The sequence below is a fragment of the Stenotrophomonas sp. 82F1 genome, assembly GCF_056861525.1.
Genome location: NZ_JBSPUD010000002.1, coordinates 402826 through 428867, shown reverse-complemented (window position 1 = coordinate 428867; position 26042 = coordinate 402826). Strand labels below are relative to the sequence as shown.

22 protein-coding genes are annotated in these 26042 nt (G+C 67.1%); 11 read left to right on the top strand and 11 right to left on the bottom strand.

Annotation, left to right across the window (positions count from 1 at the left end):
* Positions 1 to 285 precede the first annotated feature (285 nt).
* From AC13GI_RS04320 to fabR, 3 genes are all read right to left on the bottom strand, one after another.
* A complete protein-coding gene (locus AC13GI_RS04320; RefSeq protein ID WP_482995601.1) occupies positions 286 to 822 on the bottom strand; it encodes a thioredoxin-like domain-containing protein in 537 nt (178 codons plus the stop codon).
* Positions 812 to 2971, bottom strand: a complete 2160-nt coding sequence (locus AC13GI_RS04315; RefSeq protein ID WP_482995600.1) for a TonB-dependent receptor plug domain-containing protein — start codon at positions 2969 to 2971, stop codon at positions 812 to 814. The genes AC13GI_RS04320 and AC13GI_RS04315 overlap by 11 nt, the downstream gene beginning before the upstream one ends.
* Positions 2972 to 3167: 196 nt before the next feature.
* Complete coding sequence (gene fabR / locus AC13GI_RS04310; protein WP_033831321.1) at positions 3168 to 3824, bottom strand: HTH-type transcriptional repressor FabR; 657 nt, start codon at positions 3822 to 3824, stop codon at positions 3168 to 3170.
* A 92-nt stretch (positions 3825 to 3916) separates the two neighbouring features.
* Here fabR and AC13GI_RS04305 point away from each other — a divergent pair, with 92 nt between their 5' ends.
* Positions 3917 to 4987, top strand: a complete 1071-nt coding sequence (locus AC13GI_RS04305; protein ID WP_482995599.1) for a ferredoxin reductase — start codon at positions 3917 to 3919, stop codon at positions 4985 to 4987.
* A gap of 13 nt (positions 4988 to 5000) precedes the next feature.
* The gene (locus tag AC13GI_RS04300) at positions 5001 to 6149 is read left to right on the top strand and encodes a fatty acid desaturase family protein (protein WP_100552731.1); all 1149 of its coding nucleotides are present in this window, start codon (positions 5001 to 5003) and stop codon (positions 6147 to 6149) included.
* Positions 6150 to 6152: 3 nt separating this feature from the next.
* Here AC13GI_RS04300 and AC13GI_RS04295 read toward each other — a convergent pair whose 3' ends face one another.
* The 5 genes from AC13GI_RS04295 to AC13GI_RS04275 all read right to left on the bottom strand — a co-directional run bounded on the left by AC13GI_RS04295 (position 6153) and on the right by AC13GI_RS04275 (position 10016).
* Positions 6153 to 6491, bottom strand: a complete 339-nt coding sequence (locus AC13GI_RS04295) for a tetratricopeptide repeat protein (protein ID WP_482995598.1) — start codon at positions 6489 to 6491, stop codon at positions 6153 to 6155.
* Positions 6491 to 7066 (bottom strand): flavin reductase family protein, encoded by a 576-nt coding sequence (locus AC13GI_RS04290; protein WP_099818708.1) that lies wholly within the window; start codon positions 7064 to 7066, stop codon positions 6491 to 6493. The genes AC13GI_RS04295 and AC13GI_RS04290 overlap by 1 nt, the downstream gene beginning before the upstream one ends.
* A complete protein-coding gene (locus tag AC13GI_RS04285; protein WP_482995597.1) occupies positions 7063 to 7692 on the bottom strand; it encodes a superoxide dismutase in 630 nt (209 codons plus the stop codon). Before AC13GI_RS04285 ends, AC13GI_RS04290 begins: the two co-directional genes overlap by 4 nt.
* A 221-nt stretch (positions 7693 to 7913) precedes the next feature.
* Positions 7914 to 9437: a thioredoxin family protein gene (locus tag AC13GI_RS04280; RefSeq protein WP_482995596.1), complete on the bottom strand. Its 1524-nt coding sequence runs from the start codon at positions 9435 to 9437 to the stop codon at positions 7914 to 7916.
* Positions 9438 to 9536: 99 nt separating this feature from the next.
* Positions 9537 to 10016 (bottom strand): GNAT family N-acetyltransferase, encoded by a 480-nt coding sequence (locus AC13GI_RS04275; protein ID WP_482995595.1) that lies wholly within the window; start codon positions 10014 to 10016, stop codon positions 9537 to 9539.
* 54 nt (positions 10017 to 10070) lie between these two features.
* Here AC13GI_RS04275 and AC13GI_RS04270 point away from each other — a divergent pair, with 54 nt between their 5' ends.
* The 9 genes from AC13GI_RS04270 to AC13GI_RS04230 all read left to right on the top strand — a co-directional run bounded on the left by AC13GI_RS04270 (position 10071) and on the right by AC13GI_RS04230 (position 21177).
* Complete coding sequence (locus AC13GI_RS04270; RefSeq protein WP_482995594.1) at positions 10071 to 11006, top strand: TIGR03571 family LLM class oxidoreductase; 936 nt, start codon at positions 10071 to 10073, stop codon at positions 11004 to 11006.
* 134 nt (positions 11007 to 11140) lie between these two features.
* Positions 11141 to 11470, top strand: a complete 330-nt coding sequence (locus tag AC13GI_RS04265) for a DUF3817 domain-containing protein (RefSeq protein WP_265953239.1) — start codon at positions 11141 to 11143, stop codon at positions 11468 to 11470.
* A 152-nt stretch (positions 11471 to 11622) separates the two neighbouring features.
* Complete coding sequence (locus AC13GI_RS04260; RefSeq protein WP_482995593.1) at positions 11623 to 12819, top strand: MFS transporter; 1197 nt, start codon at positions 11623 to 11625, stop codon at positions 12817 to 12819.
* A complete protein-coding gene (locus AC13GI_RS04255) occupies positions 12816 to 14009 on the top strand; it encodes an isochorismate synthase (RefSeq protein WP_482995592.1) in 1194 nt (397 codons plus the stop codon). Before AC13GI_RS04260 ends, AC13GI_RS04255 begins: the two co-directional genes overlap by 4 nt.
* A complete protein-coding gene (locus AC13GI_RS04250; protein ID WP_482995591.1) occupies positions 14006 to 15658 on the top strand; it encodes a (2,3-dihydroxybenzoyl)adenylate synthase in 1653 nt (550 codons plus the stop codon). Before AC13GI_RS04255 ends, AC13GI_RS04250 begins: the two co-directional genes overlap by 4 nt.
* A complete protein-coding gene (locus AC13GI_RS04245) occupies positions 15658 to 16290 on the top strand; it encodes an isochorismatase family protein (protein ID WP_482995590.1) in 633 nt (210 codons plus the stop codon). Before AC13GI_RS04250 ends, AC13GI_RS04245 begins: the two co-directional genes overlap by 1 nt.
* Positions 16290 to 16547, top strand: a complete 258-nt coding sequence (locus AC13GI_RS04240) for a phosphopantetheine-binding protein (RefSeq protein WP_099818699.1) — start codon at positions 16290 to 16292, stop codon at positions 16545 to 16547. Before AC13GI_RS04245 ends, AC13GI_RS04240 begins: the two co-directional genes overlap by 1 nt.
* Complete coding sequence (locus tag AC13GI_RS04235; RefSeq protein WP_482995589.1) at positions 16544 to 20422, top strand: amino acid adenylation domain-containing protein; 3879 nt, start codon at positions 16544 to 16546, stop codon at positions 20420 to 20422. The genes AC13GI_RS04240 and AC13GI_RS04235 overlap by 4 nt, the downstream gene beginning before the upstream one ends.
* Entirely contained in the window at positions 20413 to 21177 is a 765-nt protein-coding gene (locus AC13GI_RS04230) for a 2,3-dihydro-2,3-dihydroxybenzoate dehydrogenase (RefSeq protein WP_099818697.1), read from the top strand. Before AC13GI_RS04235 ends, AC13GI_RS04230 begins: the two co-directional genes overlap by 10 nt.
* A gap of 97 nt (positions 21178 to 21274) precedes the next feature.
* Here AC13GI_RS04230 and AC13GI_RS04225 read toward each other — a convergent pair whose 3' ends face one another.
* From AC13GI_RS04225 to AC13GI_RS04215, 3 genes are all read right to left on the bottom strand, one after another.
* On the bottom strand, positions 21275 to 22759 hold the full coding sequence (locus AC13GI_RS04225) for an esterase-like activity of phytase family protein (RefSeq protein WP_482995588.1): 1485 nt from the start codon (positions 22757 to 22759) through the stop codon (positions 21275 to 21277).
* Between the two features lie 22 nt (positions 22760 to 22781).
* A complete protein-coding gene (locus AC13GI_RS04220) occupies positions 22782 to 25100 on the bottom strand; it encodes a TonB-dependent receptor (protein WP_482995587.1) in 2319 nt (772 codons plus the stop codon).
* Positions 25101 to 25406: 306 nt separating this feature from the next.
* Positions 25407 to 25931 carry a YrhA family protein gene (locus AC13GI_RS04215; RefSeq protein WP_482995586.1) on the bottom strand — a complete coding sequence of 175 codons (525 nt, stop codon included), beginning with the start codon at positions 25929 to 25931 and terminating at the stop codon, positions 25407 to 25409.
* Positions 25932 to 26042 lie beyond the last annotated feature (111 nt).

Genomic DNA, 26042 nt, shown 5'->3' with positions numbered 1-26042 from the left:
ATCTGACATCTGCGCAACTCCCAGCTATTGTTGAGGGGCTGGGGTGGTACCGCACCACGTTGGCTTGCCTACATCGGCGGTCCTCAAAGGCCGCTAGATCCTTTATCGACGTTAAGGTGCGGGATGGGGATCGCTCGGCTCGTCTGTCGGCTGCTACCCGCAGATATCATGTTGACGGTCCCTCCACCCTGGCTCCTACATACCTCGTAGGAGCCGGGAGGAACATACAAGCCATGCTCGGCTGCTGTTCGCGCGGTGATGAAATGAGTCGAGCATGGCTCGACTCTACAGTTCAGGCGGGCAGCGCGCCTGTTCCTGAGCACACGCCTGCTTCCGCCATTCCTGCAATACCGGTTGCAGCCCGCGGTAGCGCCGCCCCTGCCAGCCATTGGCCAGCACCGTGCCCTGCGCATCGATCAGCACCAGGTTGGGCGGGGCCGGGCCCGCCAATGCCTGCAGCGCCGGCATGCGCTTCGCGCGACGCGGGTCCAGCACCGGCCACGGCATGTCCTGCAGCTGCATGTAGCGCCGCAACGCCGCCTCGCTTTCATCCAGGCTGACATACACCACTTCGGTATCGGCGCCGGCCTCGCGCAGCGCGTCGCGCACGCCGCGCAGGGTCGGCACGAAGGCGTGGCAGGGCGCGCACCAGTCGGCACCGAAGTACAGCGCGATCAGCTTCGGCGCTGGCGACCACTGCACCGGCCGCAGGGAACGTGGCTCGGGCCGCATCAGCGACGCGGAGACCTGCGCGTGCAGGTCGGCCGCCGCCGCCGGCGATGCCAGTGCCAACAGCAGGGCGGGCAGCCACCTAGAACGCATAACGCAGGTTCACGTACCACGAGCGGGCGAAACGCGGACCGTATACGTAGTCGCTGTCGCGCAGCGCGCCGCTTTCCAGATCCTTCTGCCGCTGGTCGAACACGTTCTTGACCCCGGCCGCCACCGACACTTCCTGCTGTGCCTGCGCGCCCAGGTGGCGATGCCAGCGCGCGCCGAGATCGGTGACCAGGAAGGCGCGGGTGCGGTGCAGCTCGCCCAGCCGGTTGTTGAGCACCGGCATCGATCCGGTGTGGCGCAGCGCCAGGAACGTCTCCCAGGGTTCGGCCGGCATCCAGCTGAGCTGGGCCACGCCGGTCCAGCGCGGCGTCTTCAGGTAGTCGCGGCTGTCGATCACCGTATCGCCGCCGTCGGCGGTGTCATCGAAGATGCGTTGCGGCTCGCGGAACCGCGAGCGGTACCACGACGCACCGGCCGTCAGCCGCCATTGCGGAGAGGGCTGCCAGCCGACGTTGGTTTCCATGCCCAGTACGTTCGAGCCGGACGCGTTGTAGCGCAGCTGTGTCAGCTGGCCATCATCGCCACGCTGGATCTCGCCCAGCGCAAAGGTATCGCGGATGCGTGCGTAGGACACGGTGGCATCCCAGCTCCATACCGGGTCGGCCGGGTCCGAGCGCCAGTCGAACCCGAACAGCGTGGTCAGTGCGCGCTCCTCCTTCAAGCCACTGGTGTTGCGCACGCGCACCTGCTCGCCACCGAGGGTATCGACGTGGACATCCTCGACGAAGATTTCCGGCGCACGGAAGCCGGTGGCGATGCCCGCACGCCATTTCAGCCGGGGAGTCGCCTGCCAGGCGAGGGCGATACGCGGTGAGAACACGGCGCTGTCCAGTTCCGAACTTTTGTCCACGCGCGCACCCAGCACCAGGTCGACGTCATCGCGTACGCTCCATTCGTCCTGCACGAACGCGCCGAGGTTGTGGAAGGTTGCATCCTCGAGCACGGCCAGGCGCTGGCCGGCGCCATCGCGGTTGTCGTCACGCAGGCCCTCATGCTTGTACTGCACGCCGAACGCAAGCGTGTGTGCACCCAGCCGCCAGTTCAACTGGCTGTCGATGTAGTGCAGCGGGTTGTGGGTGCGCCCGTACTGGCGCCACGAGCGTGATGCGGCACTGCCGGGCACGCTCGGGTCCAGCTGCGAAGGGTCGTAGCCGGGCGCCGATGGATCGGTGACCACATCGCCAAGACCGCCATAGAAGCTGTCGCGGTCGATGTCGGCGAAGGCGTAGGCCAGACGGAAGTCGACGTCGCTGTTCACTTCCTGGTCCCAGGACAGGCTGCCGCGACGGTAGTTCGTATCCAGCGATTCGGCGATGTTGGCCAGGTGTTCGGGCTGGTCGAGACGATTGCCACCGCGACGGCTCTCATCGGTCACCTGCAGGTCCAGCCGCAGGCGCGTGCCCGGATTCGGTGCATACCAGGCCTGCAGGCCACCCACCTTGAGGTTCTTGCGGGTGATCTCGGTATAACCGTCGCCGTTGTAGTCGATGCCGCTGTTCCAGTTGCGCTGGGCGATCACCGACAGTCCGGCATCGGCTTCGCTGGCGACCAGATCCAGACGCACGTCGGCGTTTTTCTGCGGCGTGCCCTTCAGCACATCCACGCCGGCCTGTATATGGCCACCGCTGCGTGCAGGCAGTGGCGGAATCAGATTGATGACACCGGCCACCGCGCCCGGCCCGTACAGCGACGAACCACCGCCCTTGACCACTTCGATGCGGTCGACGAAGCCGGCGGGAATCTGTTCCAGCCCGTACACGCTGCCCAGCGTGGACAGCAGTGGAATGCCATCGAACAGCAGCTGGTTGTAGGCACCGGGAAGGCCCAGCAGCTGCACCTCGCTGGTGTTGCAGTTCTGGCAGTTGCTTTCCACGCGCAGGCCGTTGATCAGCTCCACCGCGCGGGAGAAATCGGTGGCCGCGCGCAGGGCGATGTCTTCCTTGCGCAGTACTTCGGTGCGGATCGGTACGTCCGACAGCAGGCGTTCGCTGCGGGTGGCCGTGCTGACTTTCACCTGCACCCGGTCCAACTCGGTGGGTGAGGGCGGTGCAGCGACTGCGGCCAATGGCAGCGCGGCGGCGATACCGGCAGCCAGCGGCAGCCGACGAAGAAGGGAGGCAGCAATGCGCATGAGGGCGTCGTCCTTGGGGAGGGAGGGCGGCGAGGGCGACCTGGCTGGCGCACAGGAAAGCAGAAGCTCATCAACATAGCAATTGCTATATTGCCGTTTCAGCTTCCGGCGGGACCGGGGTCTTTACTCGAATTCGAGTGTTATAACATTACACAATGCGCACAAAAGCGTGCCGGTGGTCATGCACCGGAAGGGGTCAGCCGCGGCGGAAGGCGGCGGGAGTGCGCGCGCCGACGATGATCATGCGGATCATCGTGGAGATCTGTTCGACCAGTTCCGGGTCGTTCTCCGGGGGCTGGTCCATGGCCGAAGCGCCCATCGCAAACACCAGCCGGGTGATCGCCATCGACACCAGCTCCGGCTTGTACAACACCGCGCCATCCAGTGCGGCCAGGCGCACCAGGTCGTGCTGCAGCTCTTCTTCGAAGTAGTGCAGTTCGCGTTCGACCGCGTGCTTGAAATCATCCGAGCCGACCGCGCCTTCGCGCAACAGCACGTGCAGCAGCTTGTCGTCGGCGCGCAGCTGTTCCATGAAGGTTTCCACCGACACGCGCACCACGCTGGTGGCGCTGGACGTAGCGCGCTGGCGGGCCTCGCCGATGATGGTGCGCAGTGAGCGCCCGGCGACGTCGATCAGGGCGACGGCCAGTTCGTCCATGTCGCGGAACTGGCGATAGAAGCTGTTGGGTGCGATGCCGGCCTCGCGGGCGACTTCGCGCAGGCTGAGGGTGGACAGGCTGCGATGCGGGCCGATCAGTTTCAACGCGGCGGCCAACAGATCCTCGCGGCTCACCGTACGGCGGGCCGGGCTGTTGGCATCTTCAGGCGGAGACAGAACGGTGGCGGCGGCCATGGCACTTCCGGAGGGGCAAGGCTGAATCATACCCAATCCGGTGCAATATACACATGTATACACAGCTGTGTGTGCGGCCGTATAGTGCGCCCATGAGCGCTGTCGTCCGACCTTCCCTGCTTTCTCCGTACCGCTGGCTGTCGCCGTCGCTGTTCGACTTCTGGGCGGGCCAGCTGAATCCGTTGTGGACCCTGCGTGAGCCGATGGCCAGCCTGGTGCGGCGCGAGCCGGCCGGCGAGGGCGCCGCGACCCTGGTCCTGCGCTGCAACCGGCACTGGGCCGGGATGCGCGCCGGCCAGCACGTCACCCTCGGCGTTGAGCTTGAGGGGCGTGTATTGCGCCGCAGCTACAGCCCGACCCGCCTCGGCCGCCGCGAGCTGGCCATTACCGTCAAGGCGGTGGAAGGCGGCAAGGTCAGCCAGCATCTGGTCGCACATGCCAAGCCGGGCGACCTGTTCCGGCTGGACGCGGCCTTCGGTGATTTCCACATGCCTGCTGCCGCGCCGGTATTGCTGCTGGCAGCCGGTAGCGGCATCACGCCCATGCGCAGCCTGCTGCGCGACGCCTGCCAGCGCCCGCTGGCGGCGCCGGTCGATCTGTTCTACTGGGAGCGCAGCACCGCGGCGTTCCAGTTCCGCGATGAACTGCTGGCCCTGGCTGCGGCGCATCCGAACCTGCGCGTGCACCTGCTGGCCACCCGCGAAGGCGATGTGCCGGCTGCGCGTATCGACAGCCACACGCTGGCCGTACCCGGTGACGACACCCCGCTGGCGCAGCGCCATGTGCTGACCTGTGGCCCGGACGGTTTTGTTGCCGCCGCGCGCACGCGGCTGGCCCAGCACGTGGCCGGCTTCCAGGCGGAAGCCTTTACCCCACCGGCAGCACTCAGTGATGCCGACAGCCTGGGCGAGGTCGCATTGACCCTGGCCCGCAGCGGCCGGCGGCTGATCGTGCCGCGTGGCCGCTCGCTGCTGGAAAGCCTGGAGGCGCAGGGCATCGCGCCCAAGCACGGCTGCCGCATGGGCATCTGCAACAGCTGCACCTGTGAACGCGTCAGTGGCACCACCCGCCACCTGCGCACCGGCGACACCCAGTTCGAAACGGCCGTGCCGGTGCGGATCTGCGTGAGCGCGCCGACCACCGACCTGACCCTGGATCTCTGAGGACCCCGCTGCCATGACCCGCGCTACCGACCGTGCCCTGAGCCCTGCCGAGATGCAGACGTTTGGTGAGGAACTCGATGCGATCCGCGACCGTGTGATCGGCAGCCTCGGCGCGTCCGACACCCGCTACATCCGGCGCGTCGCAGCGGCTGTGCGCTGGTCGGGCGTGCTTGGCCGCAGCCTGCTGTTCCTGGGCGCGTTCTCGCCGTTGTTCTGGGCGCCGCTGCTGTGGCCGGCCTGCATCGCCGGCACCCTGCTGCTGGCGCTGGCCAAGATCCTGGAAAACATGGAGCTGGGCCACAACGTCATGCACGGCCAGTACGACTGGACCGGCGACCCCAAGCTCAACGGCAACACCTACGAATGGGACATCGTTGCCACTGCCGACAACTGGCGCAAGACCCATAATTTCCGCCACCACACCTACACCAACGTGCGTGGCATGGACGATGACATCGGTTATGGCCTGCTGCGCATCTTCCCGGAACAGCGCTGGAAGCCGTTCTACCTGCTGCAGCCGATCATCGCACCGATCTTCGCGCTGCTGTTCCAGTGGGGCGTGGCTGCGCAGGATCTGCGCCTGGGCCGCTGGTTCAAGGGCCGCATCAGCAGCCGCGCGATGTGGCTGCAGACCCGTCCGGTGGCACGCAAGATGATCCGCCAGGTGCTGAAGGACTACGTGTTCTTCCCGCTGCTGGCCGGTCCGTTCTTCCTGCCGGTGTTGCTGGGCAACATGGTGGCCAACGGCCTGCGCAACATCTGGACCTACGTGATCATCTTCTGTGGGCACTTCACTGCCGAATCGGAAACGTTCCCGAAGGAATGCCTGCGCAATGAATCGCGCGGCCACTGGTACCTGCGCCAGCTGCGCGGTTCGTCCAACATCAGCGGTGGTTTCGTGATCAACGTGCTGTCGGGCAACCTCAGCCACCAGATCGAGCACCACTTCTATCCGGATCTGCCGGCCAACCGCTATGCGGCGATCGCCAAGGAAGTGAAGGACATCTGCCGTCGTTACGGCCAGCACTACAACAACGGCTCGCTGCCGCGGCAGTTCACCCAGGTGGTCTGGCGCATCCTGCGCCACGCGTTCCCGAGCAAGCCGCGCCGCCTGCCGATGCCGGACATCATGCCGGCACCGGCGTCGGCCAACGCCGGCTGAGTTTCAGCCGGCCTTCGCCAACAGCGCAGGCGACTCGCGGTCCAGCCTGCGCAGGAACACCTGCATTTCCTTGCGGGCCTGCTGGTCGCCCTTGCTGCCGGCCACGCTGAGCCCGCGCTGCCACGCCTCGCGCGCCGCCTGCGGCTGGCCACCGGCCAGCCATGCCCTTCCCAGCAGTTTCCACGCTGCCGAATAATCCGGGTCCAGCACCACGCAGCGCCCCAGATGGGTGGCTGCGCGCACCGGATCGCCGGCGTCCAGCCAGCTTTTGCCCAGGCCGAAGCGCAGCAGCGCGCTGTCCTTGCCAGCGGCGAGCATGTTTTCCAGCGTGTCGATGTCCATCACCGCACCTCCACCAGGGTTTCCACCGGACCGGCCTGGAAGCGGCCGCGATGAAACAGCAGCGGTGCGCCGCCTTCTTCCTGCACATCGACGATGCGCCCGGCCAGCAACAGGTGATCACCGACCGGCCACTGCGCGTGGCGGGTGCAGGTGAGGTGGACGACGGCACCGGCGATCCGCGGTGGCGCGTCCTCGCCGTCGTCCAGCAAGGGCACATCGGTGAATCGATGGCGCACCTGCGGGTCGGCAAAACGGCGCGCCAGCGCTTCCTGTCCGGCGCCAAGCACGCTGATCGCGAACTGGGTGGCGCGCTGGAACGTGGACAGGCTCTGCGCATGCAGGGCCAGGTTCCACAGCACCAGTGGCGGCTGCAGCGAGATCGGCACGAACGAATTGATGGTCAGGCCCTGCGGCTTTCCCTGTGCATCACGCGCGCACACGATCGCCACACCGGTAGGGAAATGGCCGAGCAACCGGCGCAGCGCACGCGGCGGCAGGCTGACCGACGGCACCGGTGCCGGAGCGGGGAAGACCCCTGCCCACGGCCCGGCGTATGCGCCAGAGTCCGCGTTCATGCGGCCCTGGCCTGGCGGTAGCGCCGGCCGACTTCGGCCCAGTTGATGAGGTTGAAGAACGCGCCGATGTATTCCGGGCGGCGGTTCTGGTAGTGCAGGTAGTAGGCGTGCTCCCACACATCCAGGGCAAGGATCGGGGTATTGCCGGAGGCACCCGCCGCGGCGCCCATCAGGGGGCTGTCCTGGTTGGCGCTGCTTTCGACCTGCAGGCGGCCGTCGCGATCGACGGTCAACCACGCCCAGCCACTGCCGAAGCGGGTCTGCGCGGCCTTGCTGAAGGTCTCTTTGAAGGCGTCGTAGCCGCCGAGGTCGCGATCGATGGCGGCGGTAAGCTCGTCATCGGCGGTGCCGCCAGTGGCGCTGAGCACGGTCCAGAACAGGCTGTGGTTGGCGTGGCCACCGCCGTTGTTGCGCACCGCGCCGCGGATCGATTCGGGCAGGGCATCCAGATCGGCGATCAGGGTCTCCACCGGCTGCGCCGGCAGACCCGCCTGTTCCAGCGCAGCATTGAGGTTGTTGACGTAGGTCTGGTGGTGCTTGCTGTGGTGGATTTCCATCATGCGCGCATCGAAGTGCGGTTCGAGGGCGTCGTAGGCATAGGGGAGGGCGGGAAGCGAGTACGACATCGAGACAGTCTCCGTGGGGAAGGCCAGGGGTGTGGCCATGGGGAGACTGTTATCGCACCTCAACATTGGTTGAGGTCAAGCAGCAACGAAGCTTCAGTCGCGCCCGCCCAGGGCGGGCCGCTCCATACACTCCGAGCTGCCAGCCATGGGCTGGCACTACTGAACCCGCTTTTGGAACCCTCACCGGCACTACCTGTATCCGTCGAATCCTGCGTCTGGCGTCAGCTCAACCAATCCTTGCAGGCGCTATCAACCTGATCACCACAGGCGATCTGCATCCGCTGCTGCAACCGTGCCAGCGTCTCCGCACCCTTGTGCTTCGCGCTCCACGCCTGCAGTTGTCCGGCCAGTCGTTCGAAGCGCTGACGCGTGCGCTGGTGGTAGCCGGACGGCTGCTTGTCCAGCTCGGCGATCAACGCCTCGGTGGCCTGCTCGATGCGCGGTGCATCATCGGGCGCCAGCCGCAGCAGGCCTTCCACGTACAGCACGCCCCATTGCACGCGCGTGGCAGGCCCCTGCGCGCCTTCGTAGGCACGCTTCAACCACTCCAGGGCGCCGGCAGTATCACCGCGCTGCTCGGCCAGTTCGGCCAGCTCCGGCATGTAGTAGTAAGGCTGCTCGCTACGCTTCAGCTCGGCCAGCAGCAAGGCCTCGGCGCCCGCATCGTCATCGACCTGTCGCAGCGCGTAGACGGCACTGCTGATGGTGGCCTGGCGCGAATGCGCGTCGGTGGCGGCGGCATCGGCGGCGGCCACGCGCTGCTTTACCCGCTCAACCAGGGCTGCCGGCAGCGCGCCTTCGGGCTGCTGCTGGCGGGCCAGCGCCAGCTCGGTCAGCGCGCGTGACAAGGCATCGTCAGCGCGATCGCCGCGCGCGGCATCGGCGCGTTCCAGCGCGGCCAGCAGCTGCTGGCCGAGGGCATTGCTGCTGGCCGGACCGGCGCTGGCCTGCTTGACCAGCCCGGCGCCGGTATACCCCAGCAGCTCGCGGTTGCGACGTACTTCCGCCGGTTGCGCCAGCACGGCCTGCAACAGCTCGCGTACCTGGGTGGGCGCTGTCGTCGGTTTCCCGGCTGTAGCCAAGGCGAGCAGCGCGAAGCGACGCTGCAGCGCAGGTTCGGGTGCGGCCTTGGCCAGCTGCTGCAGCACATCCTGCGTGCTGCGCTTGCCGGCCAGGCGGTTGGCATCGACCTCCCAGCCGTAGTCACCCAGCACTTGCCAGTCTTCGGCGCCAAGCTTGGCCGGCGTGGCCAGCGCGGTCGCGAGCGTTTCAGCAACGGCGCTGCGGCGGCTGGCGGCGACGGTCAGCGCCCGCGTCAGTTCGGCTGCGTCGTTGCCGCCGGCCACGCGGGTGATTTCGTTGCGCTGCGGGTCGAGCACGATCAGGGTCGGATAGCCGCGCACGCCGAAGCGCTCGCCCCACGCCTGCGCGCCTTCCTCGTCGCCGTCCAGGTACACCGGCACGAATTTGCCGGTCAGGGCGATGAAGGCCGGATCCTTGAACAGCCCGGCCTTGAGCTGGTTGCACGGCGGGCACCACACCGCGCCCCAGTACAGCAGCACCGGCTTGCCACTCTCGGCGGCTTCGTTGAAGGCATCATCCACATCGCCCTGGCGCCAGGCGATGGCAGAGGCCGGGGCAGTGGCTGCCGCCTGCGCCGTCGGTACCGGAGCGGAAGCGGGAGAGCAGGCGCTCAGGGCCGAGGCCAGCAGCAGCATGGAAAGCGCGACACGCATCGGCAGCATCTCGAAGGACAGGGTAGTGGGCCATTGTAGGAACGGTCGGGGTGCTGGCTGATGCAGTTTGCTTATGTCGCACGAGCAGCAAGGCATGTGGGCTGGAGATCAGTGCGGACCAAGGTGCGCACCCATCGAAGCGGGCACCGTCAACACCAGTGGTTGGTAGATCAGGCCGTTGAACTGGCCGACGTCACCATCCAGCACGAATCCATAGTGTTCGTAGGCGGGCACCGCGTTGAGCGAGGCGCGCACGGTCATCTGCGGGCCACGCACCTGCGGCAGCACCGCCTGCAGCAGGGCACGACCAATGCCTTGCCCCTGCAGTTCCGGCGCGACGAACAGCATTGCCAGATGCTGGCCGGCCTTCAGTTCCACCACGCCGACCACCCGGCCTTCCTGTTCGGCCACGAGGATGTGGTTGTCGCCCTGCAGGCGTTCGGCGAACGCGGAGGCGGCAGCCACCGTGCCGAATGTGGCGATGCCCTCGGCGGTGAGCATGGGCGCAACGGCCGCAGTGAAGGCGGCCATGCACACCGCGCTGATCGCGGGCAGGTCATCGACATGGGCGGGGCGGATCCTGGTCATGCGCGGTACTTCCTGTGGCGGGACGACATCAAGGCCCCACGCTAAGCTGGCGGCATGACTGATTTCAATCCCGCCCATGCCCGCCTGTTTCCAGCGCAGGGCCTCAGCCTTGGCGTGATGACGCCGGTGGCCGCACACGGCCTGGCCGATCCACATGAGGCACGACGCATCGCGCGGCTGGCCGACGATCTGGGTTTCGCCGCGCTGTGGACCCGCGATGTGCCGTTGATGGTGCCGCAGGGGCCGGATGCGACTGCCAGTGCGCTGGATGATCCGTTCCTGTGGCTGGGCATGCTGGCCGCGGCGACCGAACGTATCGTGATCGGCACGGCGGCCATCGTGCTGCCGTTGCGGCAACCGCTGCAGGTGGCGAAGTCGGCACTGACGCTGGACCGGATCAGCGGTGGACGCTTCGTGCTGGGCCTGGGCTCGGGTGATCGACCGGAGGAGTTCGCGGCATTCGGCGAGGATCTGCAAAGCAGGGCAGCGACCTTCCGCGAACGCTGGTCGCTGCTGCGTGCGGCGCTGTCGCCCGTATTGTCCGAGCGTGCGCCGGTGTTGCAGGCAACCGGTGGATACGACGTACTTCCCGCGCCGGCCAGGCGCATTCCGATGCTGGTGGTCGGTACTGCACGGCAGAGCCTGCAGTGGATCGCGCGCGAAGCCGAAGGCTGGGCGACCTATCACCGCGAAGAGACCGCGCAGGAAGGGCGCATTGGTCTGTGGCAGCAGGCCCAGGCCCAGCGTGGCGACGCGCCCAAACCGTTCGTGCAGTCGATGCTGCTGGACCTTCAGACCGACCCTGCTGCGCCGGCAGAGCCGCTGTCGCTGGGCCTGAAGGTGGGCCGCGATGGCCTGCGCGACTACTTGTTGCGGGTGCACGCGCAGGGCGTGGCGCATGTGATGTTCAACCTGGTCGACAACGGCCGGCCGATGGAAGAGGTGCTGCGTGAGATCGGCGAGCAGATCCTGCCGGATACGCCTCGGTAGGTGTCCACCTTGGTGGACACAGCTCTAACGTTCGCCTCTACCGTTCGCCGGGCTTGGCCCGGCGCTACCCTCGGTGTCCGGAATGTTCGCATCTGCGTATCATTCGCATTTGATATCCACTGCTGGAGCCCTGCGTGACCCACCGCAACCCGCTGCATCCGACCGGACGCCTGTTCGCGATCGTCGCCTTCATCGAGGCCATCACCTGGGCCGGTTTGCTGGCCGGCATGTGGCTCAAGTACGGCCCGCAGGCCAACGTGGCGCTGGTGAAGCTGTTCGGGCCGCTGCATGGCGTGGCGTTCATGGTCTATGTGGCGGTGACCCTGTTTGCGGCCCTGCGCCTGCGCTGGCCGTGGTGGGCAACGGGGCTGGCCTTGCTGGCCGCGGTTCCGCCGCTGGTGACCCTGCCGCTGGAGTGGTGGTTCAAGCGTCGCGGCCTGCTGTCGGTACGCGCAGGGCAGTGATGCACCTGCGGGTGCATGCCCGTTAAGCGAATGGGTATCAAATGCAAATGCGAGCCGTTATCATTTAAGGGTGGCGTCGCCGCCTGACAGGGCGACGTCGCGCGGGGTGCGGAAGCGCCCGGCGTCCCCTCCTTGGTTACGGTTGGTGTTCCATGCATGCACGTCCCGTGGTTCCCGGCTTGCCGGCGCTGGTGTTGGCTGCCCTGATCGGCACCATGGCGATGATGTCCTTCGTCGCCGTCATCGGCCCGGTGGTGCGCCTGCTGGGCCTGTCTGAATGGCATGCCGGTCTGTCGGTCACGGCCGCGGGTGTGTTGTGGATGCTGGCCGCTCGCCCCTGGGGCCAGTTCAGCGACCGCATCGGCCGCAAGCGCGTGCTGGTGCTGGCGATGAGTGCCTACACCGTGGTCTACATCGCGTTGGCGGTGTTCATCGATGTCGCGCTGCAGACGATACCGCCGGTGCTGGTCTCGGTGCTGGTGCTGGTCGGCGCGCGCGGGCTGGTGGGCCTGTTCTATGCGGCCGTGCCGCCAACCGCCGCTGCGCTGATCGCAGACCAGGCCCCACCGGGCCAGCGCACCAAGTTCCTGGCACGGCTGGGCAGCGCCAATGCGCTGGGCATGGTGCTGGGCCCGGCGGCGGCTGGTTGGCTGGCTTACAAGAACCTGCCGTTGGCGCTGTACGTGGCGGCGCTGTTGCCGCTGCTCGCGCTGGGCCTGCTGGCCTGGCGCCTGCCGGCCACGCCCCCGGTGGCTGCCGCACAGAACCGCAAGCGCATACCACTGTCGCGCCTCGACCCGCGCCTGCGCCTGCCGCAGATGGCCGCGTTCGTGGCGATGGTGTCGGTGACCATCGCGCAGGTCACGGTGGGCTTCTTCGCCATCGATCGCTTCGGCCTGGATGCAGCCGAAGGCGCGCGCATGGCCGGCATCGCCCTGACTGCAGTGGGTGTGGGCCTGATCCTCGCGCAGGGGCTGGTGATGAAGCTGGACGTGCATCCCCGGCGCTGGATCATCCTCGGCGCACTGATCGCTGGCATCGGTTTCGCCTCGGTGGCCGCGGTGCAGCAGACCTGGCAGTTGCCGGCGGCCTACGCGCTCGCGGCGTTCGGCATGGGCTTCGTGTTTCCCTCGTTCCAGGCGTTGGCCGCCGATGCGGTGCAGGCGCACGAACAGGGTGCGGCGGCCGGCACGGTCGCGGCGGCACAGGGCCTGGGCATGGTGGCCGGGCCGATGCTCGGCACCCTGTTGTATCGCGGTGGCGCCAGCCTGCCTTACCTGTTGGTCGGTGTATTGCTGCTGATGCTGTGCGTGCTGGCCGCAGCGTATCGGATGAAGGAGACCCCATGAACGATTCCCTGATGCAGGGCGCGTGGCCGGAGGCTGCGTCGATGCTGCCGGAGCCCACCGCCGAAGCGTCGCTGTTCCTGCTGCGGCAGGCCGATCAGCAGATGCACGCGCGGGGCTGCCGCGCACCCTTGCCGGCGGGCGCGCTGGCCACCCTGGCCGAGCGCGTGGCGACGTTCTTCGCGCAGCAGCGCGGTGGGCCGGGCCTGTTGGTCGGCGCGGTGCCGTTCGAGCCGCGTGCCGATGATGCGTTGTACCAGCCCGAGCGGCTGCTGCCAGCATTGCCTGTGCAGTCACAGGCAGCGCCAGCGCTGTCCGGAGCGCTGACCGCCGAGCCATCCGCGCAGGACTATGCAGTGGCAGTGGCCGACGCGGTCAGCGCGATGCGCACACCCAACCCCGCGCTGCACAAGGTGGTGCTGGCGCGCAGCCTGTTGGCGCACACGCAGCAGGTGCTGTCGCCGGAAATGCTGCTGGCCCGCCTGGGCACCGATCCTTCGGTGGCGACCTACGCCGTGCCGTTGCCGGTGGACGTCGGCCAGGCGCCGGCGTGGCTGGTGGGGGCGACGCCGGAGCTGCTGCTGCGCAAGCGCGGTGCGCAGGTACTGTCGCATCCGCTTGCCGGTTCGGCCCGGCGCAGTGCCGATCCGGTCGCCGACGAGCGCGCCGCGCAGGCATTGCTGGGATCGGCGAAGGATCACGACGAACACCGCCATGTGGTGGAGGCCATCGTCGATGGCCTGTCGCCCTGGTGCAGCCACATCGAGGCGCAGCCGCGCCCGGTGCTGCACGCTACCGCCAGCATGTGGCATCTGGGAACGCGCATCCACGCCACGCTGAAGGACGCTGCTACGTCGGCGGCGACCCTGCTGGCCGAGCTGCATCCCACCCCAGCCGTCTGCGGTACCCCGCGGATGGAAGCACTGCAGCGCATCCGTGCGCTGGAACCGGTGCCGCGCGGCTTCTATGCCGGTGCCGTGGGCTGGCTGGATGCACAGGGTGACGGCGACTGGTACGTGGCGATCCGCTGCGCGCGGCTGCAGGGCACTCAGCTGCGCCTGTATGCCGGCGCCGGCATCGTCGCCGACTCGCAGCCCGCCGCCGAGGTCGCCGAGACCGCCGCCAAGTTCGCTGCGCTGTTGAACGCACTGGGCGTGCAGGACCCGCTGCCCCTGATCGAGGTATACGCATGACGCCGTCCGCCGTTGACTCCCGCCTGCCGCTGCAGCAGCAATGGCCCGAAGCGCTGGTCGCGCGCTATCGGGCTGCCGGCCATTGGCGCGGCGAGACCTTCCCCGGTTTCCTGCGCGAACGCGCCGAGCGTCATGCCGATGACATCGCGGTGGTGGCTGGCGATGTGCGCTTGAGCTATGCGCAGCTCTGGCATGAGGCCGGGCGCATCGGTGCCGGCCTGCTGGCGCTGGGCCTGCAACCCGGTGAGCGCGTGCTGGTGCAGCTGGGCAACACCGCCAGTTTCATCAGCACCATCTGCGGGCTGTTCCGCGCCGGGCTGGTGCCGGTGTACGCGCTGCCGGCGCACCGCATTACCGAGTTGGCGCACTTCGCCCGCAAGGCCGAGGCCAGTGCCTATATCAGTACCGATGTACATGAGGGTTTCGACCATCGTGGCCTGGCGCGTGCGCTGCAGGTGGAGGTGCCGGCGGTGCGCCACGTGTTGATCGATGGCGACGCAGCCGAATTTGTTGCGCTGGACTCGCTGCAGGGCGACCGCAGCCAGCTGCCGGCCGATCCTGACCCGCAGTCGGTGGCGTTCCTGCAGATCTCCGGTGGCAGCACCGGGCTGTCAAAGCTGATTCCGCGCACGCATGACGATTACATCTACTCGTTCCGCGCCAGCAACGAAATCTGCGGCATCGACCGCGACAGCGTGTACCTGGTCGCGCTGCCGGCGGCACACAACTTCCCGATGAGTTCACCGGGTTTCTTCGGTGCGCTGTACGCCGGCGCCCGCGTGGTGCTCAGCCCGGGCCCCGGCCCGGATGCGGCATTCCCGTTGATCGCGCGCGAGAAGGTGACCTGCTGTGGTCTGGTACCACCGCTGGCACTGCTGTGGGCGCAGGCGGCGGCCACCAGCAAGCACGATCTGTCCAGCCTGCAGGTCCTGCAGGTTGGTGGCGCCAAGCTGGTGCCGGAAGCCGCGCGGCGGGTCATCGATGGCCTCGGTTGCACGTTGCAGCAGGTGTTCGGCATGGCCGAAGGCCTGGTCAACTACACCCGGCTGGATGATCCGCAGGAACTGATCGTCGCGTGCCAGGGCCGGCCGATCAGCGCCGATGACGAAGTACGCGTGGTCGATGACCATGACCAGCCTGTTGCCGAAGGCGAGGTCGGCCATCTGCTCACGCGTGGCCCGTACACCATCCGCGGTTACCACAATGATGCGGCGGCGAATGCCCGCTCGTTCACCGACGATGGTTTCTATCGCACCGGCGACCGCGTGCAGCAGCTGCCCGGGGGTCACCTGGTGGTGCAGGGCCGTGCCGGCGACCACATCAACCGGGCCGGCGAGAAGATTTCCGCCGAGGAGATCGAAGACCATCTGCTGGCCCATGCCAGTGTGTTCGATGCCGCCGTGGTCTCCATTCCGGACGACTATCTGGGGGAGCGCAGCTGTGCCTTCGTGATCCAGCAGGGCGAGGCGATCAAGGCGCCGGCGCTGAAGGCGTGGATGCGTGGACGTGGCCTGGCCGCGTTCAAGGTGCCCGACCAGATTGTTTTCGTGGACAGTTTCGATACCACGGCGGTTGGCAAGATCAGCCGCCGTGAACTGCGCGCGCAGCTGCGTGCGCGTCATCTGCAACAGACAGGAGGAACGCGCTGATGGCGCTGCCCCGTATTGCCCCGTATTCCCTGCCGACCGCCGCGGAACTGCCGCAGGCGCGTGGTGCCTGGCGTCCCCAGCGTGATCGTGTTGCCTTGCTGGTGCACGACATGCAGCGCTATTTCCTCGCCGCCTTTGATGCGGGAAGCGCGCCGCTGCGGCCGGCAGTGGACAACATCACGCGACTGCTGGGACATTGCCGTACGCACGGCATTCCGGTGTTCTACACCGCCCAGCATGGCGATCAGGACCGCCGTGACCGCGGCCTGCAGGCAGACCTGTGGGGTCCCGGCATGGGCCGTCGTGCCGACCACGAGCCGATCATCGACGCACTGGCACCAGCGCCGGGCGAGCATGTACTGGTCAAGCATCGCTACAGCGCGTTCCAGCGCAGCAATCTGGAAACGCTGATGCGCGTGCGTGGCCGCGATCAGCTGCTGATCACCGGCGTGTACGCGCACATTGGATGCACCGCCACGGCGGTGGAGGCGTTCCAGCGCGACATCGAAACCTTCATCGCTGCCGATGCCGTGGCTGATTTCTCGCGTGCCGACCACGATCAGGCGCTGCACTGGATTGCCCGCACCTGCGGCGTACCGATGACCACCGACAAGCTGCTGGAAGCATTGTGATGAACGCGACGACCGAAACCTTGACGTTGGAACGCATGCGCGCCGACGTCGCCCGCGTACTGGACTGCCAGGCGGCCGACATCGGTGACGATGACAACCTGATCGATCTGGACCTGGATTCGATGCGCATGCTGGGGCTGGTGCTGGCCTGGGGCAACACCGGGCTGCCACTGGAATTTTCGCAGCTGGCCGAACACACCACGCTGCGCCAGTGGTGGGCAGTGGTGCAGCAGCTGCAGGCTTCGCAGACGGCATGAACGGATCGCCGCTGCCGCTGACCGAGGCGCAGGCCGGGCTGTGGTTTGCCCAGCGGCTGGCACCGGAAAACCCTGCATTCAATACCGCGCATGCGGTGTGGATCGAGGGTCCGTTGGATGTAGTGGCGTTCACTGCCGCCGCCAATCAGGCCGCGGCCGAGGCCGAGGCGCTGGCCTTGCGTTTCGCCGAGGCCGAGGACGGCCAGCCGGTGCAATGGCATGAATCCACGCGGGTGCCATCACTGCAGCTGCGCGATGTTGCTGCTGCGGCCGATCCGCAGCAGACGGCACGCGCCGCGATGCAGGCCGATCGCTCCAGCGTAGTTGATCCGACCCGCGATCGACTGAGCCAGCAGGTGCTGTTCAACCTGGGCGGCCAGCGCTGGGCCTGGTACCTGCGCGTGCATCACCTGGCCACCGATGGCTATGGCATGGCGCTGTTTACTGACCGTGTATGCGCACTGTATGCGGGCCGCACCGGTAGCGCGTTGCCAGCGCTGGCGGGCGTGCTGGCCGACGATGCCAGCTACCGCAGCGATGCGCGCCGCGACGCCGACAGGCAGTGGTGGCTGCAGGCACTGCAGGGCGCGCCGGCCTCCACCGGCCTGGCCGGAACCGCCGCTGCCAGTGACGATGCCGTGCGTTGGGTGCAGCCGGTGGACCCTGCTTTCCGCGACCGCCTGCTGCAGGTTTCGGCATCGTGGCTGCAGCCGTGGCCGGATGTGCTCGCTGCATTGGCCGCCGAGTATGTGCGCCGCATGAGCGCGTCCGGGGAAGTCGTGCTCGGCGTGCCGTACATGGCGCGGCTGGGCAGCGTCGCGGCGCGGGTGCCGGCGATGGTGATGAACGTACTGCCGCTGCGGGTGGCGGGCGGCGAGGACAGCGTCGAGGAATTCTGCCGGCGCATCGGGCGCCAGCTCAGCCAGGGCCGCAAGCATGGCCGCTACCGGGGCGAGCAGTTGCGTCGTGACCTCGGGCTGGTCGGCGCACAGCACCGCCTGCATGGGCCGTTGATCAACGTACAGCCCTTCTACAAGCCGCTGGCGCTGCCGGGTGTGCAGGCCTCGCTGGAGGTGCTGAGCACCGGGCCGGTGGACGACCTGACGCTGGGCTTCCGTGGTGATGGACAGACCCTGCTGGATCTGGAGATTGAAGCGAACCCCGCCCTGTACGATCTGGACGAGGTGAAGGCGCACGCCCGGCGGTTGCTGCATTTCGTGTCGGCGGCGCTGCAGGCCGAAGACATCGCGGCGGTGCCGCTGGTCACGCCGGAAGAATCCAGGCAGGTCCTGCTTGGCTTCAATGCCACCACGCATCCGCTGCCTGACACTACCCTGGTCGAACTGCTGCAGCAGGGCATGGACCGTGATCCGTCGGCACCGGCGCTGGTGTTCGGCGATACGACGCTGGACCATGCCACGCTGGAGGCGCGCAGCTTCGCACTGGCCGCGCAGCTGCGTTCGCTGGGCGTGGGGCCGGGTACCGTCGTCGCCGTAGCACTGCCTCGCTCGTTGGAACTGGTGGTTGCGCTGCTGGCGGTACTGCGCGCAGGTGGCGCCTACCTGCCATTGGACCTTGCGCATCCGGCTGAGCGCCTGGCGCGCATCCTGGCATCGGCGCAACCGGTCTGCGTACTCGCAGAGGACAGCGTGCAATCCCGGTTGGCAGACGTACCGGTGCTGTCGCCGGAGCAGTGGACCGATATGAGCTTCGCCGCACCCTGGCCGGGCCCGATGGGCGACGATGCGGCCTATGTGATCTATACCTCCGGTTCGACCGGCGAGCCGAAGGGCGTGGTGATCGAGCACCGCGCCATCGTCAATCGCCTGCTGTGGATGCGCGAGCACTACGGCTTCGGCGCCGACGACCGGATTCTGCAGAAGACCCCGGCAACCTTCGACGTATCGGTGTGGGAATTCTTCCTGCCACTGCTGTGCGGCGCGACACTGGTGCTGGCGGGGCCGGACGCACACCGCGACCCGACCGAGCTGGCGCGATTGATCCGCGTGCGTGGCATCACCACCGCGCATTTCGTACCGTCGATGCTGGATGCGTTCCTGGCGGCACCGGCCTCACAAGACCTGCGACTGCGGCGCGTGTTCACCAGTGGCGAGGCGCTGGATGCCGCCCTGCGTGACCGCTTCCACGCGAGAATTCAGTCCGAACTGCATAACCTGTACGGGCCGACCGAAGCTGCCGTGGATGTGAGCTGGTGGCCGGCGTCGGACGATGACCGCTCGCGCCCGGTGCCGATCGGTTTTCCGGTCTGGAACACCCGGCTGTACGTGCTCGACGCACGGATGCAGCCCGTGCCGGTGGGCGTGGCGGGTGACCTCTACCTCGGCGGTGTGCAGTTGGCGCGCGGCTATCTCGGCCGCGACGATCTGACGGCCGAGCGCTTTCTGGCCGATCCGTTCCTGCCGGGTGAGCGCATCTATCGTACTGGCGACGTGGCGCGCTGGCGGGCCGACGGTGCTGTCGAATACCTGGGGCGCAGCGACCATCAGGTGAAACTGCGCGGCCTGCGCATCGAGCTTGGCGAGATCGAAGTGGCATTGCGCGAGCTGCCTGGCATGGACCGGGTGGAAGTGCTGTTGCGCGATGATCTTCCCGGTGAGGCGCGGCTGGTCGCCTATGTGCCGTGGACTCAGGCGGATGCAGCGGTGCTGCGCAGTCATCTGCTGACCCGGGTGCCGGACTACATGGTGCCGTCTGCGTTCGTCGGCGTGGATCAGTGGCCGGTGACCGCCAATGGCAAGTTGGATCGGGCTGCGCTGCCGAAGCCGCCGCAGCAGGAAGTCGCAGGGCAGGCGCCACGCACGCCGCTGGAACAGGAACTGGCCGGGCTGTTCGCGCAGGCGCTGGGGCGTGAATCGCCGGTAGCCGTCGATGTGGATTTCTTCAGTCTCGGTGGCGACTCGCTTTCGGCCGTGCACCTGCTGCTGGCCATCGAGCAGCGCTGGCGTTGCGAGCTGGGTCTCGGCGCGCTGTTCGCGCAGCCGACCGTTGCCGCGCTGGCGGCACGCATTGCCGAGCCGCCCGCACGCGCCGATCACGCGTTGGGACCGGTGATTGCGCTGTCCGCGTCCGACGAGTCAACCGTGGCGCCCTTGTTCGTGCTGCACCCGGCCGGGGGCATTGCATGGAACTACCGCGCGCTTGCCCGTGCGCTGCAGCCGACGCGCGCGGTGTACGGGCTGCAATCACCGGCACTCGATCCCACGCAACCGCTGCCAGGCAGCATCGAGGCCATGGCCAATGACTATGTGCAGCGGGTGATCACGCTGCAGCCTCAGGGGCCGATCCATCTGCTCGGCTGGTCGGTGGGCGGCATCCTCGCGCAGGCGATGGCGGTGCGCCTGCACGACATCGGCCGCGAGGTCGGCGAACTGGTGCTGCTCGATGCCTATCCCAGCGAGTGCTGGCGTGCCGAACCGGAGCCCGACCCGATCGCGGCGCTGCGGGCGCTGTTGGCCATCGCCGGGCACGATCCTGACGCGCATCCCGAGCTGGACGACCGCGCGCGCATCCTCGCCTTCCTGCGGCGTGGCGGCAGCGCGCTGGGCAGCCTGCCCGAGGTGGTGCTCGACGGTGTGGTGCGGGCGGTGACCGGAACCAATCGACTGATCCGCGAACACCAGCACCGACCCTTCGTGGGAACGCTGGCGCATGTGCGCGCCGGACGCGATCATCAGGCACGGCCGCAGTTGCAGTCCGCACTGTGGAAGGCCCATGCGCTGCAGGTGGATGCCATCGAGCTGCCGTTCCTGCACGCCGAACTGACCGGGCGTGATGCCGTGGCACAGCTGGCACCCTGGCTATCGGCGCGTCTGCAGCAGTGGGACAGGCAACAGGAGAATGCAACGTGCAGTTGACGGGTTTTGAAGGAAACGTGGCGCTGGTGACCGGCGCAGCCGGCGGTATCGGCGCGGCGCTTGTGGGGCAACTGCTGGACGCAGGATGCCGGGTCGTGGCGACCGATCGTGAGCGGCCTGCGCCGGCGGCCGACGATGGGCGCGTGCAGGCCTTCGCACTGGATGTCACCGACGGCGCGGCCGTGGACGCCCTGGTCGACCAGGTGGAAGCCACGGTGGGGCCGATCATGCTGGCGGCCAGCGTGGCCGGCGTGTTGCATGTCGGCGAGGTCGTGGACACCAGTGACGCGGATTGGCGCAGGGTGTTCGCTGTCAATGCCGACGGTGTGTTCCATGTCGGTCGCGCATTGGCGCGGGTGATGTCGCCGCGCCGGCAAGGCGCCATCGTGACCGTCAGCTCCAACGCGGCGGGCGTGCCACGGCATGGCATGGCCGCCTATGCGGCCTCGAAGGCGGCGGCGACGATGTTCACCCGCTGCCTGGGCCTGGAGCTGGCGCCACTGGGCATCCGCTGCAACATCGTGGCGCCGGGCTCCACGTTGACCCCGATGCAGACCGGCATGTGGGAAGACGAGCAGGGCGCGGCGCGGGTGATTGCAGGCAATCCGGCGACCTACAAGGCTGGCATCCCGTTGCGCAAGCTGGCCACGCCGGAGGACATCGCACAGGCGGTGATGTTCCTGCTGTCCGAGCAGGCTGGGCACGTGGCGATGAGCGATCTGTACGTGGATGGCGGCGCCACGCTGCGCGGGTAGGCATGCACTTTGTAGAGCCGAGCCCATGCTCGGCTTATTACGCAATGCGGGAACATTCCGTGCAGAGCAGCCGAGCATGGGCTCGGCTCTACAGAATCTATCGCGGCGTGACGGGTAGTGGCTGCGGCAGGGTGAGCCGATAGACCAACACCCGGTTGTCGTTGTCGTACGCGCTGTCGCAGTGCTCGCCCTGCATGCGGCAGCTGCGGGCGATGAAGTCGTTGTCGTTGCCGATCAACAGCAGTACGTCGTTCGGGTGCTCTGGATCAAGCGCCGGCAACACGTCCATCGCCTCCCATTTCTCCGACAGCAGCCCCGGGTGCGGGCCGCGCCCTGTATCCAGATCCAGCCCGGCCCGGGCCAGCTGAGTCCGGTCGAGCAGGTTCAGCACCTCTTTGACCTGGGCGGGCACGATACCGGTCTTCAATACCGCGTCGGCCGGATCGGCCAGCACCGATGCCGTGCCGGTCTCATATTCCGTATCCACCAGATTGGAGGCCTGCGCCACGTTCACCAGCAGCACCGATTTATAGACGATCGGGTCATCGCCATCCTTGCCCAGGCCATTGCCATCGCGCGCCAGCATCAGGAATCGCGCGTTGTCCAGCGCACGCAGCTCGCTCTGTGCAGCGGTACGGTCGAGCTTGCCCTTGCCGTCATGGGCATGGGCGGGCAGGACCATCACGTGATGGCCGACCGGCTGCGTCGGCGTCGGGTTGGCCGACACGTCGTAGACCAGCACGCGGGTATTGATGCGGCCGGCGGCATTGCCCACCGCGCTGTCCTGGATCAGCGCACTCTGTAGGGCAACAAACAGCCGGGTGCCGTCGGGCGACAGGCTCATGCCTTCCACGCCCTGGTTGTTGCGGCGCCCGGTCTGCGGCGCGGCCAACGATCCAAAGGCAGGCTTGCCATCACGTTGTGGCCGGATCGCCAGCGGCGGCACGATCACGCCCTGCAGCCGGCCCTGTGCATCGAAGTAATAGACGTTGGCGGTGTACTCGTCGCCGATGTAGAAGTGGCCGTCGGCAGTGAACTGCAGGGATTCCGCGTCGAGCGCGACCTTGCCGGCCCCCGCGCCCACGGCGGGCGAGGGCAGCACCACGCCACGCTGGTTGATCGTGTGCTCACCCGGGTCGGCACCGGTGAAGGGCTGGCCGTTGTAGTCCTTCAGTACCAGCCCCTTGTCGGGCGCCATCGTCACCACGCCGAAGCCCTGGGACGTCCCCTGCGGCCAGTCGATGCGCAGCTTCATGCGCTCCAGGCGGCCGGCGTAGTCGTAGAACAGGCCGGCCTCCGGATCGTTGCGGCCGCGGTCGGGCAGCGTCCACAGCACCCCCTGGTAACCCCGCGCGGTGCGCCGCCACGTGCCCGGCTGTATCGCCAACGACGAGAACGAGCCCAGCGTATCGCCGAGGAAGTCCACGGTGCCTGCCGGCAATCGCCCGGCGGCGACCAATCCCTTGTCCACGTAGGTGAAGCTGCCCACGTCCACCGCGCGTGGTGGCATGCCGCGGGCTTCATGCGGTGCGTTGTAGCCGCTGACCGAGAGCGCGGCCAGCAGCAGGGCAGTAGCGGACATCGATGGACTCCTCGGCCGGCGATCAGAAGCGGACGTCGATGGTACCGAACACCTGGCGCGGTGCCGACGCATGGAACACATACAGCTTGCCCGACGGGTCGCTGGGTGCGAACACGCTCGAATCCAGGTTGCTGGCGTAGCGCTTGTCACCCAGGTTGGTGACGTTCAGCGACAGGCGCATGCCCTTGGCGAAGCCAACCTGGCCGAAATCGTAGCCACTGGCAAGGTCGAAGACGGTGAAGCCGCCGAAGCCCTGGTCGTTGGTATAGGTGTAGAAGCGCTCGCCGGTGTACTTGCCGCGCAGGCTGGCAAACCAGCCGTTGTCGCGCCAGGTGATCTCGGTGGCCAGCAGCTGCTTGGGCGTGTCGGTCTGGATCTTGCCCTTGATCTGCTGCTCGACGCCCGCCTGGATGTAGTTGGAGGCATACGTCGAGCGGTTCAGCGACGCGGAGGTGTACCAGCTGAAGTGCTCGTTCGGTGTCCACAGCACGGTCAGTTCGGCACCGCGGCTGTCGACGCCGCCGACGTTGTAGAAGCGGTTGCCGCAGGTCGGTCCGACCGGCTGCCGCGAGTCGCAGGGGTTGTACTGCAGCAGGCGGTTGTCGAAGCGCACGCTGTAGGCAGCGACCGATGCCTGCAGGGTGTCGGTGACGAAGCGGTAGCCCGCTTCCAGCGAACGTGATTCTTCCGGCTTCAGGTTGCCTTGCGCGTTCCAGGTGGCCTGGCTGACCGCCTGTGGGCCCAGCTTGAAGCCGCCCTGGAACATGGCGATGTTCTCGGCATAGCTGGCGAACACTTCGTGATGCTCGCTGAGGCGGAAGTTCGCACCCACGCTGGGCAGGAAGTTCTTGCTGGCCTTCAGCGAACCGGTGGCGAACTGGTTGTTCGAGCTCGGCGAGATCGGTGTCTTCGCATCGCCGGGCAGTGCCTGCGCGTCGGAGGTGGCATGCGGGCTCTTGGCGCCGAACTCCAGGGTCAAACGGTCGTCAAGCAGGCGCCAGGTGTCCTTCAGGAAGAACTGGTGGGTCTTCCAACGCGTACGCTGGGCGAACACACCCACATCCGAGGGCAGGGTGTTCATGCCGCTCAGGTCGCGTGGGCCGTCCACTGCGGTCTGGTAGCGTTCGGCGCTGCTGGTGTTGCGTTCGTACCAGACGCCACCTTCGATGCGGTGTGCACCCAGCTCCCAATCGAACGACAGCGTGCCGCCGTCGCGGTCGATGGTGTAGATGGTGTTGCGGAAGATGATCGGGATTTCCTGCGCAGTGCCCTTGTTCGACCAGGCGCCGCTGTTCCAGTTGTGGCCTTCGCCACGGTCGTCGTGGTGGTAGGCCAGCGCCCGCAGGGTGAAGCCGCCGGCGAGGAAGAAGTCGCCGGCCAGGTAGTACAGGTTGTCATCGCGCAGGATCTGCCCGGCAGTGAAGGCGCCGTCGGCGTCCTTGTCCGGACCGCTGTTGTCGCACTTCTTCGCGTTGAGGCTGGCGGTGTTGCAGTAGGCCTTGGCCACGGCCTTGTTCCAGTCCGGCGCGTAGCCGCCCCAGTCCCAGCCCAGGCCGCGGGACATCTCGTCCTTGGACAGGTAGAAGTAGTCGGCCTGGCTGGTGCGCGAGGTGTCGACGAAGCCGGTGATCTGGCCGCCGCCGAAGTTCCACACGCCCTTGGCGTTGAACTGCCTGGTGGTGGATTTGTTGTACGCGGTCTGGTCGTTCCAGAGGTCCGAGACCGCGTTCATGCCCGACACGTAGCCGGAGAATCCGTTGTACTCGCCGCTGTCCACGCGCACGAAGGTGCGGCGGTTGGCATCGCTGCCGAAGGTCTGCACCACGCGGCCGCCCAGTTCCTGCGCCGGGCGGTCGGAGGTATAGGAAATGGTGCCGCCGAGGTTGCTGGTGGACGGCGTGCCGAGGCTGCCGATGCCCACGGCCAGCTCGGCGCCGGCCATGTTCTCGCTGATCAGCGCACGGTTGATGGTCAGGCCGTTGTAGTTGTTGTACGCACCGTCGCCCAGCGGTACGCCGTCCAGCGTGTAACCCAGCCGGGTGGCGTTGAAGCCGCGCAGGCTGAGGGTCATCGACTGTTCGTTGGTACCCAGCGCGTCGGCCGACTGCGCGTTGACGCCCGGCAGCAGGTTCAGCGTTTTCTGCAGGCTGGTGCCGGGCGGCAGGATGTCCAGGTTCTCGCGGGTGATGCGCTGCACCTGGCGCGCCTCGCCACTGCCGATGACTGAAACGGCATCGAGGTCGGTGGCGAAGGGTGTGCTGGAGGTCGGGGCAGCGTCCTGCGCCCAGGCCGTGGGAGCGAGCGCGATCGAAAGCGCGGCGGCCAACAAAGTCTTCGTCATGTTACGGACACTCAGGCAGGCACAAGCCACCGCACGGGCGCGGAACTCATGGAGTTTGAAAGGGGAGACAGCCGATGCGACCGGCAGGCGCTGCGGGCGCCGTGGGTCAACGTGAAAATGGTGCGCTAGACAGATGACTGTCTGGTGACATGTTCATCTGCGTCGGTGACTGGCCCGCGTGGCGGTATTGCTTTGCACGTCAAACGGCCGGCGTACTGGTGTGGTAGATGCCAACCTTGGTTGGCATGCGCGGCGTCGAATGGATGCAGCGCCCCTCTGTTGGAATAGCTCCAGCCCAGGTTGCCGTCAACAGTGTTGTTCGATCAAATCGAGTATGTGGGAGAGAAGTCCGTCGAAGGAGACGAACTCCTCATATACGTTATCGAACGCTACTTTGTCGCGGACCTGGTACCGATCGGTTCCTGATTCGAAGATGTAGCAATCCATATCGCTCTCTCCGAGCTCTATAAAGCCGTCCATGAATCCCGCGTCGCGTGCGAGGAGATTCATTTCCACCAGCGCGAGGGCTGTCCCGCCACCGGAATAAGGGCGTGGAATGCTCGAGTAAAGGAAGACTCCCTCTGCTACCAGACCGTCGTGGCTTGAAAGGAAGTCCAGATAGGACTCTGGCAGGGCGGTGCCTAGCGTAGAACGCGCCGAGCTTTGAAGTGCTTCGATGCCAGAACGTCCAAGTGGAGGGCCAAGGTACATCTCGGCTTCGTTGAGGTTCGCGCGGAGTTTAAGAAGTCTGGTTTCAGCTGAAGGCTGCATCTGCAGAGGTTGGAGCTCGCGGGCGAGGGAGGCAGGCAGCCAGACATTGGCTGGATTCACCATCCGACGTCAATGCAAGGTAGTCCATACAGGCCAAGGCAGCCAATCAATGACGTGGTTGGCACTCGGCGTCGATTGGACAGCAGCGCGGTTGGGAAGAGAAAAGCGCCA

What these genes read in the sequence shown, in the direction of transcription:
- AC13GI_RS04255 (WP_482995592.1), top strand. Translation starts at nt 12,816, where the DNA reads ATGAACGATTCCCTGATGCAGGGCGCGTGGCCGGAGGCTGCGTCGATG.
- AC13GI_RS04300 (WP_100552731.1), top strand. Translation starts at nt 5,001, where the DNA reads ATGACCCGCGCTACCGACCGTGCCCTGAGCCCTGCCGAGATGCAGACG.
- AC13GI_RS04275 (WP_482995595.1), bottom strand. Translation starts at nt 10,016, where the DNA reads ATGACCAGGATCCGCCCCGCCCATGTCGATGACCTGCCCGCGATCAGC.
- AC13GI_RS04285 (WP_482995597.1), bottom strand. Translation starts at nt 7,692, where the DNA reads ATGTCGTACTCGCTTCCCGCCCTCCCCTATGCCTACGACGCCCTCGAA.
- AC13GI_RS04290 (WP_099818708.1), bottom strand. Translation starts at nt 7,066, where the DNA reads ATGAACGCGGACTCTGGCGCATACGCCGGGCCGTGGGCAGGGGTCTTC.
- AC13GI_RS04235 (WP_482995589.1), top strand. Translation starts at nt 16,544, where the DNA reads ATGAACGGATCGCCGCTGCCGCTGACCGAGGCGCAGGCCGGGCTGTGG.
- AC13GI_RS04315 (WP_482995600.1), bottom strand. Translation starts at nt 2,971, where the DNA reads ATGCGCATTGCTGCCTCCCTTCTTCGTCGGCTGCCGCTGGCTGCCGGT.
- AC13GI_RS04270 (WP_482995594.1), top strand. Translation starts at nt 10,071, where the DNA reads ATGACTGATTTCAATCCCGCCCATGCCCGCCTGTTTCCAGCGCAGGGC.
- AC13GI_RS04305 (WP_482995599.1), top strand. Translation starts at nt 3,917, where the DNA reads ATGAGCGCTGTCGTCCGACCTTCCCTGCTTTCTCCGTACCGCTGGCTG.
- AC13GI_RS04320 (WP_482995601.1), bottom strand. Translation starts at nt 822, where the DNA reads ATGCGTTCTAGGTGGCTGCCCGCCCTGCTGTTGGCACTGGCATCGCCG.
- AC13GI_RS04260 (WP_482995593.1), top strand. Translation starts at nt 11,623, where the DNA reads ATGCATGCACGTCCCGTGGTTCCCGGCTTGCCGGCGCTGGTGTTGGCT.
- AC13GI_RS04245 (WP_482995590.1), top strand. Translation starts at nt 15,658, where the DNA reads ATGGCGCTGCCCCGTATTGCCCCGTATTCCCTGCCGACCGCCGCGGAA.
- AC13GI_RS04220 (WP_482995587.1), bottom strand. Translation starts at nt 25,100, where the DNA reads ATGACGAAGACTTTGTTGGCCGCCGCGCTTTCGATCGCGCTCGCTCCC.
- AC13GI_RS04295 (WP_482995598.1), bottom strand. Translation starts at nt 6,491, where the DNA reads ATGGACATCGACACGCTGGAAAACATGCTCGCCGCTGGCAAGGACAGC.
- AC13GI_RS04280 (WP_482995596.1), bottom strand. Translation starts at nt 9,437, where the DNA reads ATGCTGCCGATGCGTGTCGCGCTTTCCATGCTGCTGCTGGCCTCGGCC.
- AC13GI_RS04225 (WP_482995588.1), bottom strand. Translation starts at nt 22,759, where the DNA reads ATGTCCGCTACTGCCCTGCTGCTGGCCGCGCTCTCGGTCAGCGGCTAC.
- AC13GI_RS04240 (WP_099818699.1), top strand. Translation starts at nt 16,290, where the DNA reads ATGAACGCGACGACCGAAACCTTGACGTTGGAACGCATGCGCGCCGAC.
- fabR (WP_033831321.1), bottom strand. Translation starts at nt 3,824, where the DNA reads ATGGCCGCCGCCACCGTTCTGTCTCCGCCTGAAGATGCCAACAGCCCG.
- AC13GI_RS04250 (WP_482995591.1), top strand. Translation starts at nt 14,006, where the DNA reads ATGACGCCGTCCGCCGTTGACTCCCGCCTGCCGCTGCAGCAGCAATGG.